Origin of the sequence: Citrobacter amalonaticus, from assembly GCF_002918555.1 — a bacterium.
Taxonomy (GTDB): Bacteria; Pseudomonadota; Gammaproteobacteria; order Enterobacterales; family Enterobacteriaceae; genus Citrobacter_C; species Citrobacter_C amalonaticus_A.
Map to the genome: position 1 here is coordinate 896,901 of NZ_PQMB01000003.1, position 14,082 is coordinate 910,982.

Consider the following 14,082-nt stretch of genomic DNA (forward strand, 5'->3'; position numbering starts at 1 on the left):
TCACTTCTCCACGCTTTTTTGACCAACGTGTAATTTAAACGGCTTCGGGATGACAAAGAAGGATGAATGAACACCCCGTCTATTGACCTGGTACCGTTGAATTACTCACCTCATCAGGGATAATAACTGCACGATGAATGACTTCAGGACCACTATGAGACATTCCCTGCCCTGCCGCATGTTACGTAAACGGCCGATGAAACTCGGTACGACGGTGATTCTGATGGTCAGCGCCGTACTGTTCTCGGTGCTGCTGGTGGTCCATCTGATTTACTTTTCACAGATCAGTCATATGACGCGCAATGCGCTGGCGGATAAAGCTCTCGCGGTAGCGCGTACCCTGGCTGATTCCCCGGAAATACGCGAAGGTCTGCGTAAAAGCCCCAAAGAGAGCGACCTTCAGGCCATCGCCGAAGCCGTGCGTAAGCGCAACGATATGCTGTTTATCGTTATTACCGATATGCAGAGCCTGCGCTATTCCCACCCGGAAGCCCAACGCATTGGTCAGCCCTTCAAAGGCGACGATATTTTGCTGGCGCTGCAAGGGCATGAAAACGTCGACATCAACCGCGGTTTTCTTGCCAAAGCGCTGCGAGTCTTCACTCCAGTCTACGATGAAAACCACAAACAGATTGGCGTGGTGGCGATAGGCCTGGAACTGAGCAGAGTCACGGAACAGATTAACAATAGCCGCTGGAGCATCATCTGGTCGGTGCTGTTTGGCGTACTGGTTGGTCTGCTGGGCACCTGGGTGCTGGTAAAGGTGCTCAAGCGTATTCTGTTTGGCCTGGAACCTTATGAAATCTCCACCCTGTTTAAGCAACGGCAGGCCATGCTGCAATCCATCAAGGAAGGGGTAATTGCGGTTGACGATAGCGGTGAAGTGACGCTGATTAACCAGGCGGCGCAGGAGCTGCTCGATTATCATAAATCCCAGGATGATCCTCACCTTGCATCGCTCAGCCACGCCTGGTCGCAGGTGGTGGACCTGAGCAAAGTGCTCCGCGATGGCACGCCGCACAATGATGAAGAGATCACCGTTAAGAACCGGTTACTCTTAATCAATACCGTTCCGGTGCGCAGTAACGGTGAAATCATTGGCGCAATTTCGACTTTCAGAGATAAAACTGAAGTCCGCCAACTCATGCAACGATTAGACGGTATGGTGAACTATGCCGATTCACTCCGTGAACGATCACACGAATTTATGAATAAATTACATGTGATTCTGGGATTGTTGCATCTGAAGAGTTATAAGCAACTTGAAGACTATATTATTAAGACAGCAAATAACTATCAGGAAGAGATTGGTTCTCTGTTGGGCAAAATAAAGTCACCGGTGATCGCCGGTTTTTTACTCAGTAAGATTAATCGCACCTCTGATTCCGGGCACCGTTTAATCATCAGCAATGAAAGCCAGTTGCCGGACAGCACGAATGAAGAACAAGTCACGGCATTGATTACGGTACTGGGAAATTTGATTGAAAACGCGCTGGATGCGCTGGGGCCACAACCGGGCGGCGAGATCAGTGTATCCTTACATTACCGCCACGGCTGGCTCCATTGTGAAGTAAATGATGATGGTCCGGGAATCGAGGCAGAGCAGATTGAGCACATCTTTGAGAAAGGCGTCTCGTCAAAGGGAACCGAACGAGGCGTGGGTTTAGCCCTTGTAAAACAACAGGTTGAAAGTCTTGGCGGCACTATTTTCGTGGAATCCGAACCTGGGATTTTCACACAATTTTTCGTACAGTTACCCTGGGATGGGGAGAGGGCCAGAATATGATCAATGTCTTAATTATCGATGACGACGCAATGGTCGCAGAGCTTAACCGCCGCTACGTTGCCCAGATCCCTGGTTTTCAATGCTGCGGCACTGCCTCTACGCTGGAAAAAGCCAAAGAGATTATTTTTGACAGTGAAATCCATATCGATCTGATTTTGCTTGATATTTATATGCAAAAAGAGAACGGGCTGGATCTGCTGCCGCTGCTGCACGCCGCAGGATGCAAAAGCGATGTCATTGTGATCTCTTCTGCCGCCGATGCACCAACCATTAAAGATTCACTCCACTATGGCGTGGTCGATTATCTGATCAAACCTTTTCAGGCCTCACGCTTTGAAGAGGCGCTCAATGGATGGCTGCAAAAGAAAACGGAGATGGATAAACACCAGTATTATGAACAGTCTGAACTCGATCAGTTAATTCATGGCAACGCGTCGAATGAGCAGGATACTCGCCGTCTGCCGAAAGGGTTAACACCGCAAACGCTGCGTACCCTGTGCCAATGGATAGACGCTCATCAGGACTATGAATTCTCCACCGACGAACTGGCTAATGCCGTAAATATCTCCCGCGTCTCCTGCCGCAAATATCTTATCTGGCTGGTCAATTGTCACATTCTCTTCACCAGCATCCATTATGGCGTCACCGGCCGTCCGGTTTATCGCTACCGTATTCAGGCAGAACATTATTCTTTACTTAAGCAATATTGTCAGTAGAAAATAAAATTCGCACAAATTATTTCGTTATATGTTGATAACAATTATCACAATAATGAAAAATAAAAAGAATAAGGATTACATCTGCAAAATAGAGAATTTGTGCCAGATCAAATATAATCAAAAATATGATTTAGTTTCTTTCTTTATTATCGCTTTACGTCACATTGTTTTTAATTTCAAAAACGGTAACAAAAGTTAATAAAGTATTATGTAGCTCGCATAATGTGTATTTTTACTCATAAAGGAGTAGTCTGAAATACAGCAGACACTTAATAAAAACAAAGATGACACCCTTTTGTGAGCAGACGCTATGTTGTTATATTTCAGCAACATAAGATGATAAAAGATAACCAACCTCTGTTCCATCTTAAAACCTGCCCATCGCCGGGGAGTTTTACTCCCTGAAAACTCTGAACCGATGTTTAGATATTAATCACAAACACAGGTAAAGCGAGTATTTAGTCAGGCTCTGAGCCACTTCACAAAAAACAGAACATGACTGTGATCAATTTATCAAAATTTAAACGGATTTATCGCGAGGGTAAATAAATGCTATTTAGTATACAACTTCTCATAATATTAATATGTCTGTTCTATGGGGCCAAAAAGGGCGGTATCGCGCTGGGTTTGTTAGGCGGTATCGGCCTGGTCATTCTGGTCTTCGTTTTCAACCTCCAGCCGGGTAAACCTCCCGTTGACGTCATGCTGGTGATCATCGCCGTGGTCGCCGCCTCCGCCACGCTACAAGCCTCTGGCGGCCTTGACGTTATGTTGCAGATTGCAGAGAAACTGCTGCGCCGCAACCCCAAATATGTCTCTATTGTGGCACCGTTCGTCACCTGTACCCTGACAATTCTGTGCGGTACCGGTCATGTGGTCTACACCATTCTGCCTATCATCTATGACGTGGCGATTAAGAACAACATTCGCCCGGAACGTCCGATGGCGGCGAGTTCTATCGGCGCACAGATGGGGATCATCGCCAGCCCGGTTTCCGTTGCCGTGGTATCGCTGGTCGCCATGCTGGGGAACATCACCTTTGAAGGCAAACATCTGGAATTCCTCGACCTGCTCTCTATCACCATCCCGTCGACACTGTTAGGTATCCTGGCGATCGGTATTTTCAGCTGGTTCCGCGGTAAAGATCTGGATAAAGACGAAGAGTTCCAGAAGTTCATCTCCGTCCCGGAAAACCATCACTATGTGTATGGCGATACGGCTACGCTGCTGGATAAAAAACTGCCGAAGAGCAACTGGCTGGCAATGTGGATTTTCCTCGCTGCCATTGCTGTCGTCGCCTTGCTGGGCGCCTTCTCTGAGCTGCGTCCTTCCTTTGGCGGCAAAGCGCTGTCAATGGTACTGGTTATCCAGATGTTCATGCTGCTGACCGGTGCGCTGATTATTATCCTGACGAAGACCAATCCCGCTTCAATCTCTAAAAACGAAGTCTTCCGTTCCGGTATGATCGCGATTGTGGCGGTGTACGGTATTGCCTGGATGGCGGAAACGATGTTCGGCGCGCACATGGCGGAAATCGAAGGTGTGCTGGGCAATATGGTGAAAGAGTATCCCTGGGCCTATGCGATTGTGCTGCTGCTGGTTTCCAAGTTTGTAAACTCCCAGGCAGCGGCGCTGGCGGCGATTGTTCCGGTCGCACTGGCTATCGGCGTGGATCCGGCTTACATCGTAGCCTCAGCACCGGCGTGCTACGGTTACTACATTCTGCCGACCTACCCGAGCGATCTGGCTGCCATCCAGTTTGACCGTTCCGGCACCACCCGCATTGGCCGCTTCGTCATTAACCACAGCTTCATTCTGCCAGGCTTAATTGGCGTGAGCGTGTCCTGCGTATTTGGTTGGATCTTCGCCGCAATGTACGGATTCCTGTAATTGCACCTCGCGTGTCGCCCGTCAACGGCGGCACGCGATATTAAAATAAGGCTGGAAGCATATGTCGAATAAACCATTCATCTATCAGGCGCCTTTCCCGATGGGGGAAGACAAAGCAGAGTATTACCTGCTGACCTCCGATTACGTCAGCGTGGGTGACTTTGAAGGAGAATCCATTCTTAAGGTCGAGCCAGAAGCCCTGACATTACTGGCGCAGCAAACCTTTCACGACGCCTCCTTCATGCTCCGCACCGAACATCAGCAACAAGTCGCCTCCATTCTCCATGACCCTGAAGCCAGCGAAAACGATAAATACGTGGCGCTGCAATTCCTGCGCAACTCCGAAATCGCGGCCAAAGGCGTGCTGCCAACCTGCCAGGATACCGGCACGGCGATTATTGTGGGTAAAAAAGGTCAGCGCGTCTGGACCGGCGGCGGCGATGAAGCCGCACTCTCCAAAGGTGTCTACAATACCTACATTGAAGACAACCTGCGTTACTCCCAGAACGCCGCACTGGATATGTACAAAGAGGTCAATACCGGTACTAACCTGCCAGCGCAAATCGATCTCTATACCGTTGACGGTGACGAGTACAAATTCCTCTGCGTGGTAAAAGGTGGCGGCTCAGCCAACAAAACCTACCTGTATCAGGAAACCAAAGCGCTGCTCACCCCCGGTAAGTTGAAAAACTTCCTCGTTGAGAAGATGCGCACCCTGGGTACCGCAGCCTGTCCGCCGTACCATATCGCGTTTGTGATTGGTGGTACTTCCGCAGAGAGCACGCTGAAAACCGTGAAGCTCGCCAGCACGCACTACTACGACGGTCTGCCCACTGAAGGCAACGAACACGGCCAGGCGTTTCGCGATGTGCAGCTGGAACAGGAACTGCTGGAAGAAGCGCAGAAGCTCGGCCTCGGCGCACAGTTCGGCGGCAAATATTTTGCCCATGACGTTCGCGTGATCCGTCTGCCGCGTCACGGCGCTTCCTGCCCGGTAGGAATGGGCGTCTCCTGCTCCGCTGACCGTAACATCAAAGCCAAAATCAACCGTGAAGGGATCTGGATCGAAAAACTGGAGCATAACCCGGCACAGTACATCCCGGAATCCCTGCGTCAGGCAGGTGAAGGCGAAGTGGTTAAGGTTGACCTTAACCGTCCAATGAAAGAGATCCTCGCCCAGCTTTCACAGTATCCTGTCTCTACCCGCCTGTCGCTGAGCGGCACCATCATCGTTGGGCGCGATATCGCTCACGCGAAGCTGAAAGAGCGTATCGAGTCCGGGGAAGGCCTGCCACAGTACGTGAAAGATCATCCAATCTACTACGCGGGTCCGGCAAAAACGCCGGCAGGCTATGCCTCCGGCTCGTTAGGCCCAACGACCGCAGGCCGTATGGACTCCTACGTTGATCTGTTGCAGTCCCACGGCGGCAGCATGATCATGCTGGCAAAAGGTAACCGTAGCCAGCAGGTGACCGACGCCTGCCATAAACACGGGGGCTTTTACCTGGGCAGCATCGGCGGTCCGGCTGCGGTTCTGGCGCAAGAGAGTATTAAGCATCTGGAGTGCGTTGAATATCCTGAACTGGGTATGGAAGCTATCTGGAAAATCGAAGTGGAAGACTTCCCGGCGTTTATCCTGGTCGATGACAAAGGCAACGATTTCTTCCAGCAGATTGTAAGCAAGCAGTGCGCTAACTGCGCGAAATAACCTATCCGGCCCGGCGCAGGACTGACACCAGAATGTTGGGGTCAGTCCTGCGATCCCCCCGGGCCACTTTCTCCCCAATAACAGGCATTGAAATTTTATCCGCTGCGGTAAATAGTAACCTTTTCCCTTACTTGCGAAATCACGATGATCCGCACACTGAGTCCCCTGCAACTGAACGTTGGCGCGCTGCTGCTGACCCTTATCCTGATTTACACCGGCATTTTTGCGGGTGAGAAAATCACCTGGCTGATGGAAGTCACACCGGTCATCATTGTGGTGCCGCTGTTGCTGTCCACCGCAAAGCGTTACCCGCTGACGCCCCTGCTTTATACGCTTATTTTCTTCCACGCCATCATCCTGATGGTTGGCGGAATGTACACCTATGCCAAAGTCCCCATCGGTTTCGAGGTTCAGGAGTGGCTGGATCTGAGCCGCAATCCGTACGACAAGCTGGGACACTTCTTTCAGGGGCTGGTTCCGGCGTTAACCGCGCGTGAGATCCTCGTGCGTGGGCAAATTGTCCGCGGGCGTAAAATGCTGGCGTTCCTGGTCTGCTGCGTGGCGCTGGCGATTAGCGCGACCTATGAGCTGATCGAGTGGTGGGCGGCGCTGGCGATGGGCCAGGGGGCGGACGATTTTCTCGGCACCCAGGGCGATCCATGGGATACCCAGTCGGATATGTTTTGCGCCCTGCTCGGGGCGTTAACGACGGTGATTTTGCTGGCGGGTTGGCACTGCCGACAGCTGAAACGCTATCAGTTGATTGCCGGATAAGCATCAACGCCATCCGGCAATCTGCACTACCCTCTGCGGTACTTGATAACCAGAATCGGCAAGGCGAACACCAGCGTCAGGAAGTTCGCCATGCTGACTGCCGCATCCTCAATCAACAAACCGTAAATAAGCCACATCACCAGCCCGCAGACAAACATCACGTACATCAGGCCAGAAATACCCTGCGTGTTGCGGGTGGTGATCACCTTAATCGCCTGCGGCAAAAAAGAGAGCGTGGTCAGCGTTGCCGCCAGATAGCCAATCAGCGAAACCCATTCCATGATTACGCCTTTAAATCGCCGGTCGCCACCGCAGGAATCGTCCGGGTATCCGGCTGTTCGACGGGGGACGGTACGCTTCGGTATTTATCCAGCAGGTGGATCTGAATCTTACGCAGCATATCGCCATTCAGGCGGTAATAGCGGAAGTAGAGCACCAGAGTAACAATGAAGAATACCGTGGGCAGCACTATCATAATGAACTGCATACCGAGGATGGTTTCTGCGGATTGCGCCGCATTGGGAACATAACCAATAATCCCCAGCACCACCGCAATAAAGAAGGCGGAAAACGCCGAGCCGCCTTTTACCACCATCGTCTGCACGGCGTAGGCAATACTCTCGCAGCGAACGTTAAGCTTGTACTCGCCGTAATCGACGGTGTCAGCCACCATAATCACCTGTAGTACCCAGAACAGCGCCGTACCGATGTTCAGAAAAATCCCGGCCAGGCAGATCAGGAATACATTGTGATAGCCTGCCAGCGCCATGATGAGCAACACGCCGCCGCTCAGAACCGGCATAACGGAGGCGCCGGTCCACAATATCCGACGCGAGAGCGCCTTTACCAGACGAGGAAAGAAGACCAGCGTCAGCAAATTCGCCGCACCTGCATATGACAGGTAGTAGGGGAAAAGGTCAGCATCACCAATCACATAAGTGAAGTAGTAAATTGCGAAGCCGGTAATAATATTCGCCGCCACGTTGTAAGCCAGCGCCATCCCCAGCAGGCAAGAAAGCTGATCGTTTTTGTAGATTAGCGCGAGGATCGATTTTAGCGTCAGTCGGGTGCTGTCTGCGGTGGCCTCGCTGTCGGAAGAGTACACTTCATGCACATTTCGCAATGTCACGATCGTTGAGACAACAAAGAACGCGATCAGCACCAGCGTGAACATCTGGAAACCGAACCCGCGATCCGCGCCCCCCACGTAGTTCACAAAAGGCAGCGTCACCCCGGCGGTGACAAATCCGGCCAGACTGGCGAAGAAGCGGGGAAAAGGAACCAGTTGCTCACGTTCGCGCTTATCAAGGGTAATGGTCGGCACCAGCGACCAGAACGGAATATCCATGATGGTATAGGTCATTCCCCACAGAATGTAGGTCACGCAGACAAACACCACCTGCGCGGTACCTTCAAAAAGATGCGCGCTAAAGAGCAGAAACAGCACCAGCGAGTTCGCCAGCGAGCCAATTAATATCCAGGGTTTAAACTTCCCCCAGCGCGAACGCGTGGCGTTAACAATCCAGCCCATAATGGGATCGTTTACCGCATCCCAAATTCGCGCCACCAGAAAAAGTGTCCCCACCATGCCCACCGATAACCCCACCACATCGGTGTAGTAATACATCAGGTACATGTACACAATGCCGATGGCGAAATCCTTACCAAACGCACCGAACCCGTAACTTAGTTTTGTTGTCAGAGAGATGCTCATAGGGTATCGGGTCGCTGTTACCAGCGCCCGCCTTCTGTTATTAGAGAGGTTAAACGCCGGGTCTGCCGCCCGGCGTGGTTGGCAATTAACGGTGTAGCCAGGCCGGTAACCAGTCGCCGTGTGCGGCGATCAGGTCATCCACCAGCGCATAAATCTCCTCAATGCCCAGCACCGCAGCGGTGTGTGGATCCATCATTGCCGCGTGGTAAACGCGATCGCGGTTTTCCGTCAGAATGGCTTCGGTCAGCAGCGTCTGTACGTTGATATTGGTCTGCATCATCGCCGCCAGATGAGAGGGAATAGCCCCCACTTTCGTCGGCTGAATGCCATTGGCATCCACCAGGCAGGCCACTTCCACACAGCTTCCTTGCGGCAGGTTGTCGATCAGGCCATCATTACGCACGTTGCCGTAAATCACGCTTGGCTCACCGGTCCAGATAGCGTTCATAATAGTGCTGGCATATTCACGCGAGGGCTTAATCTCGATTCGCTCAGCGGTTTTGTACTCTTCCAGCTCTTTATGCCAGTTTGCCAGCTGTTCAACACAGCGCTTCGGATATTCGTCCAGCGGCACTTTATAGCGCTCGATCAGGTCTTCGCGTCCGGGCTTGATAAACCACGGCGTATACTCAGCAAAGTGCTCTGACGATTCCGTCACGAAATAACCCAGTTTTTTGAACATCTCGTAGCGCACAATATTCTGACAGCGCTCGTTACCGTGAATGTTTGGTTTCGGTGCCTGCCCGGCCTCATAGGCAGCCAGCAGTTCCGGGTAAAAATTGACGTAGCTGCCGTCGGCGGTTTTGCGCTCCAGCTCCAGATAGAACGCCATATGGTTGATCCCGGCGCAACGGTAACGCAGCGAAGCAGGATCAATATTCAGATCCCGCGCCAGCTCCTCCGCCGTTCCCTGCACGGAGTGGCACAGGCCAACCTGTTTGATGTGCGGATAGCGGGCATACATCGCCCAGGTATTCATTGCCATCGGGTTGACATAGTTGAGCATCGTGGCGTCCGGGCAAACCTCCGTCATATCTTCGCAAATCTGCCACAGGTGCGGGATGGTGCGCAGCGCACGCATGATACCGCCGGGCCCCAGCGTATCGGCGATGGTCTGCTCCAGCCCGTGCCGTTTACAGACCTCAAAATCGGTGACGGTGCAAGGTTCATAGCCGCCAATCTGGAAGGCCACCACCACAAAATCCGCATTCTGTAACGCCACTTTTCTGTCGGTATGGCAGGTAATCTGGCCGGACGCGCCTGCGGAATCCATCAGCTTACGAACGACAATATGCGACTCTTCAAGGCGCGTTTCGTCGATATCCATCAGGGCAATATGCGCCGACTTCAGCGCCTCACGGTGAAAGACGTCGCCGAGGATATTTTTCACGAAAATCGTCGAACCGGCGCCGATAAAGGTAATTTTGGGTGCTGTCATCATGACTCTCCAGAACAGTAGTGAACATGTTCATGGTGGCACGCGATCCGGGTGAAAACATCCGTCTTCCCGGATGAGCATTCCCATAAACTCAGATTCTCTGCTGACCGTTGGGCGATCTGAGTTTTTGGGACAAAATCACGTAATACGCAGATCGCCGACCGTTTCAGGCAGGAACGTCAGGCGTTTGTCGAGGCGATGGTAATGGCAGGACAGACGTAGCGCGTCAGGATGCCGGAACGCGCGTCCTGGATTATGTGAAAAACAAAGGCAGGAGCTAATGCAAAACCCCCTAACCCTGGGGTCAGGGGGCAATTTTACGCATCCATGGGATGAGGAAAGCGGCATTGGCAAACAAAATAGCCTGAGAGATCAGGCTCTGAATCTAAGACCAAAAAGCAGAGCAACCGGCCGGTTAATCAGTCTACTATTAACAATAACGACATTTTTTGTGTTCCCATTCCCGGTTTCTTTACTGCGGATAAGGCATGATTCTGATAATTCAGGAAATGGAGTGATGATGAGTACGCAGCCGATAGTCTTTCTCCCGCCCGACCCACATATGTGTAATGGCGACGAAAAGCAAACCCGTAGCCCGCTGTCGCTCTACTCGGAATACCAGCGGATGGACATTGAGTTACGCCAGCCGCATGCCATGGCCGCCAGCCACTGGCATGGCCAGGTGGAAGTCAACGTGCCGTTCGACGGCGACGTGGAGTATCTGATCAACAACGAAGTCGTACAGATAAAGCAGGGACATATCACCCTGTTCTGGGCCTGTACGCCGCACCAGCTCACCCGCCCCGGCAACTGCAGGCAGATGGCGATCTTCAGTTTACCCATGCACCTGTTTCTCTCCTGGCCGCTGGATCGTGAGCTTATCAACCATGTCACCCATGGGATGGTGGTGAAGTCGTTGGCAACCCAACAGCTCAGCACATTTGAAGTGCTGCGCTGGCAGCAGGAGGCGAACAGCCCAAATGAGCAAATTCGCCAGCTGGCGATCGATGAAATCGGCCTGATGCTTAAGCGCTTTAGCCTTTCCGGCTGGCAACCGATTTTGCTTAACAAAACCTCACGCACGCACAAGAACAGCGTCTCGCGCCATGCGCAGTTCTACGTCAGCCAGATGTTAGGGTTTATCGCTGATAACTACGATCAGCCGCTGACCATTAATGACGTTGCAGAACATGTGAAGCTCAATGCCAACTACGCGATGGGGATCTTTCAGCGCGTAATGCAGCTAACCCTGAAGCAGTACATCACCGCGATGCGGATCAATCATGTACGCGCCTTACTCAGCGATACCGACAAAACGATCCTCGACGTCGCCCTCACCGCCGGATTCCGCTCCAGCAGCCGCTTTTACAGCACGTTCAGTAAATTTGTCGGAATGTCGCCACAGCAATACCGCAAACTGAGCCAACAACGGCGACAAACGATAAGCAACTGAAGCTGCCATATCACTTTCAGCCATAAAAATAATTCACCTGTCGATAAACGGCGGGTTAAAAGATGAAAAGCATCCATTTAACCCGTTGTTTTAAAACCAATAACTATTAATTTCGCCTGTTTTTCAACCGCTTTACACCCTCATTTATCAGGTAAATACTTGCCCGCGTTACATTTCTCCACAACCGGGTAAAAGATGATGAAAGTATTAATTGTTGAAAGTGAGTTTTTGCATCAAGACACCTGGGTCGGTAGCGCAGTCGAACGTCTGGCTAACGCTTTAAGTCAGCAAAACGTTACCGTCATCAAGTCCACATCATTCGATGATGGCTTTGCCATTTTGTCCGCCAATGAAGCCATTGACTGCCTGATGTTCAGCTATCAAATGGAACAGCCGGACGAGCACCAGAGCGTCAGGCAATTGATCGGTAAGCTTCATGAGCGCCAGCAAAACGTGCCGGTATTCCTGTTAGGTGACAGGGAAAAAGCCACCGCGTCGCTGGGTCGCGATATGATGGAACTTGTCGATGAATTTGCCTGGATCCTGGAAGATACGGCTGACTTTATCGCCGGGCGGGCCGTGGCCGCCATGACCCGCTATCGCCAGCAGCTTCTACCGCCGCTGTTCAATGCGCTGATGAAATACAGCGATGTCCATGAGTATTCATGGGCCGCGCCGGGCCACCAGGGGGGTGTCGGCTTCACCAAAACCCCTGCGGGACGTCTATACCATGACTATTACGGCGAGAACCTCTTTCGTACCGATATGGGGATCGAACGAACCACGCTGGGTTCCCTGCTTGACCACACCGGCGCGTTTGGCGAGAGCGAGAAAAACGCCGCCCGCGTGTTTGGCGCTGACCGCTCCTGGTCCGTGGTAGTCGGAACATCCGGCTCCAACCGTACCATCATGCAGGCCTGCATGACCGACGACGACGTGGTAGTGCTGGACCGCAACTGCCACAAATCCATCGAGCAGGGTCTGATCCTGACTGGCGCAAAACCGGTGTATATGGTGCCAAGCCGCAACCACTACGGCATTATCGGGCCTATCTATCCGCAGGAGATGCAGCCGGAAACCCTGAGCAGAAAAATCAGCGAAAGCCCGCTGACTAAAAGCAAAGCCGGGCAAAAACCTTCCTATGCGGTGGTCACTAACTGTACTTATGACGGCGTCTGCTATAACGCCAAAGAGGCGCAGGAGCTGCTGGCGCAAACCAGCGACCGTCTGCACTTTGATGAGGCCTGGTACGGCTATGCGCGGTTCAACCCGATTTACGCCGATCACTACGCGATGCGCGGTCAGCCGGGGGATCACAATGGCCCGACCGTCTTCGCCACCCACTCCACTCATAAACTCCTCAACGCGCTCTCTCAGGCCTCCTACATTCACGTGCGTGAAGGACGGGGAGCGGTGAACTTCTCCCGCTTCAATCAGGCGTATATGATGCACGCCACCACTTCGCCACTGTACGCCATTTGCGCGTCAAACGACGTCGCAGTATCGATGATGGACGGCAGCAGCGGCCTGTCGCTGACCCGGGAGGTCATCGACGAAGCCATTGATTTTCGTCAGGCCATGGCGCGTCTGTACAATGAATTTACCGCCGATGGCGACTGGTTCTTCAAACCGTGGAACAAAGACGTGGTCAGCGATCCGCAAACCGGTAAAACATACGATTTTGCCGATGCGCCAGCGAAACTGCTGGCAACTGACCAGAACTGCTGGGTTATGCGTCCGGGTGAATCCTGGCACGGCTTTAAAGATCTGCCGGATAACTGGAGTATGCTCGATCCCATTAAGGTCAGCATTCTGGCGCCGGGGATGGGCGACGATGGCGAACTGGAGGAAACCGGCGTACCCGCCGCTCTGGTGACCGCATGGCTGGGGCGTCATGGGATTGTGCCAACCCGTACCACCGACTTCCAGATCATGTTCCTGTTCTCCATGGGCGTCACCCGTGGGAAATGGGGCACGCTGATCAACACGCTGTGCTCCTTCAAACATCATTATGACGCCAATACCCCACTGTCACAGGTCATGCCAGAGTGGGTGGAAGAACATCCTGAAACTTACGCCAGCATGGGCATTCACGACCTGGGCGATCGGATGTTTGCCTGGCTGCGGGAAAATAACCCAGGCGCACGACTCAATGCGGCTTACTCTGGTCTGCCTGTTGCTGAAATCACCCCGCGTGAAGCCTATAACGCGATTGTGAACAACAATGTCGAGATGGTGGCGATTGAGAATCTGCCGGGTCGCATTGCGGCAAACTCCGTCATTCCTTATCCGCCGGGGATCCCAATGCTGCTGTCTGGCGAAAACTTTGGCGATGAGAACAGCCCGCAGGTGAGCTATTTACGTTCGCTGCAATCCTGGGACCACCATTTTCCTGGCTTTGAACATGAAACCGAAGGAACGGAAATTATCGAGGGTGTTTACCACGTCATGTGTGTAAAACAATTTGCTTAGAGCCGATCCCGGCAGGCGTATATTGTTACAGCCCGTCTGACCACGGACAGCGCGGAACAACCGGAGCGTACACGCAGTATGTGAGGATGATTCGCCACGCTCACCCAGCGAGCCGCTGCAAGCGGCGT

At 52.6% G+C, this 14,082-nt stretch carries 10 protein-coding genes; 7 read left to right on the forward strand and 3 right to left on the reverse strand.

Going from position 1 to position 14,082, the window contains the following annotated elements; all coding sequences use genetic code 11:
- Window positions 1–154: 154 nt before the first annotated feature.
- The 5 genes from C3432_RS17030 to C3432_RS17050 all read left to right on the forward strand — a co-directional run bounded on the left by C3432_RS17030 (window position 155) and on the right by C3432_RS17050 (window position 6,877).
- Window positions 155–1,786: a sensor histidine kinase gene (locus C3432_RS17030; protein WP_103777720.1), complete on the forward strand. Its 1,632-nt coding sequence runs from the start codon at window positions 155–157 to the stop codon at window positions 1,784–1,786.
- Window positions 1,783–2,502 (forward strand): two-component system response regulator DcuR, encoded by a 720-nt coding sequence (gene dcuR, locus C3432_RS17035; RefSeq protein WP_103777721.1) that lies wholly within the window; start codon window positions 1,783–1,785, stop codon window positions 2,500–2,502. Before C3432_RS17030 ends, dcuR begins: the two co-directional genes overlap by 4 nt.
- Before the next feature lie 552 nt (window positions 2,503–3,054).
- Window positions 3,055–4,395 (forward strand): anaerobic C4-dicarboxylate transporter DcuB, encoded by a 1,341-nt coding sequence (gene dcuB / locus C3432_RS17040; RefSeq protein WP_103777722.1) that lies wholly within the window; start codon window positions 3,055–3,057, stop codon window positions 4,393–4,395.
- Window positions 4,396–4,456: 61 nt separating this feature from the next.
- Window positions 4,457–6,103, forward strand: a complete 1,647-nt coding sequence (gene fumA / locus C3432_RS17045) for a class I fumarate hydratase FumA (RefSeq protein ID WP_103777723.1) — start codon at window positions 4,457–4,459, stop codon at window positions 6,101–6,103.
- A 144-nt stretch (window positions 6,104–6,247) separates the two neighbouring features.
- Complete coding sequence (locus tag C3432_RS17050; protein WP_103777724.1) at window positions 6,248–6,877, forward strand: DUF2238 domain-containing protein; 630 nt, start codon at window positions 6,248–6,250, stop codon at window positions 6,875–6,877.
- A 26-nt stretch (window positions 6,878–6,903) separates the two neighbouring features.
- Here the strand turns inward: C3432_RS17050 and C3432_RS17055 are convergent, their stop codons facing one another.
- The 3 genes from C3432_RS17055 to melA form a co-directional block, all read right to left on the reverse strand.
- A complete protein-coding gene (locus tag C3432_RS17055; protein ID WP_103777725.1) occupies window positions 6,904–7,158 on the reverse strand; it encodes a SemiSWEET transporter in 255 nt (84 codons plus the stop codon).
- Window positions 7,159–7,160: 2 nt separating this feature from the next.
- On the reverse strand, window positions 7,161–8,591 hold the full coding sequence (melB, locus tag C3432_RS17060) for a melibiose:sodium transporter MelB (protein ID WP_103777726.1): 1,431 nt from the start codon (window positions 8,589–8,591) through the stop codon (window positions 7,161–7,163).
- Window positions 8,592–8,676: 85 nt separating this feature from the next.
- Window positions 8,677–10,032, reverse strand: a complete 1,356-nt coding sequence (melA, locus tag C3432_RS17065) for an alpha-galactosidase (protein WP_103777727.1) — start codon at window positions 10,030–10,032, stop codon at window positions 8,677–8,679.
- Between the two features lie 517 nt (window positions 10,033–10,549).
- On the opposite strand from melA, the gene melR reads away from it, so the two are divergent.
- Window positions 10,550–11,482 carry a transcriptional regulator MelR gene (melR, locus tag C3432_RS17075; protein WP_103777890.1) on the forward strand — a complete coding sequence of 311 codons (933 nt, stop codon included), beginning with the start codon at window positions 10,550–10,552 and terminating at the stop codon, window positions 11,480–11,482.
- Window positions 11,483–11,680: 198 nt separating this feature from the next.
- Complete coding sequence (adiA, locus tag C3432_RS17080; protein WP_103777891.1) at window positions 11,681–13,954, forward strand: arginine decarboxylase; 2,274 nt, start codon at window positions 11,681–11,683, stop codon at window positions 13,952–13,954.
- Window positions 13,955–14,082 lie beyond the last annotated feature (128 nt).

Bases quoted from the DNA above. Each gene is read 5' to 3' on its own strand.
- melB (WP_103777726.1), bottom strand. From the start codon at position 8,591: ATGAGCATCTCTCTGACAACAAAACTAAGTTACGGGTTCGGTGCGTTT.
- C3432_RS17050 (WP_103777724.1), top strand. From the start codon at position 6,248: ATGATCCGCACACTGAGTCCCCTGCAACTGAACGTTGGCGCGCTGCTG.
- adiA (WP_103777891.1), top strand. From the start codon at position 11,681: ATGAAAGTATTAATTGTTGAAAGTGAGTTTTTGCATCAAGACACCTGG.
- dcuR (WP_103777721.1), top strand. From the start codon at position 1,783: ATGATCAATGTCTTAATTATCGATGACGACGCAATGGTCGCAGAGCTT.
- C3432_RS17055 (WP_103777725.1), bottom strand. From the start codon at position 7,158: ATGGAATGGGTTTCGCTGATTGGCTATCTGGCGGCAACGCTGACCACG.
- fumA (WP_103777723.1), top strand. From the start codon at position 4,457: ATGTCGAATAAACCATTCATCTATCAGGCGCCTTTCCCGATGGGGGAA.
- C3432_RS17030 (WP_103777720.1), top strand. From the start codon at position 155: ATGAGACATTCCCTGCCCTGCCGCATGTTACGTAAACGGCCGATGAAA.
- melR (WP_103777890.1), top strand. From the start codon at position 10,550: ATGAGTACGCAGCCGATAGTCTTTCTCCCGCCCGACCCACATATGTGT.
- dcuB (WP_103777722.1), top strand. From the start codon at position 3,055: ATGCTATTTAGTATACAACTTCTCATAATATTAATATGTCTGTTCTAT.
- melA (WP_103777727.1), bottom strand. From the start codon at position 10,032: ATGATGACAGCACCCAAAATTACCTTTATCGGCGCCGGTTCGACGATT.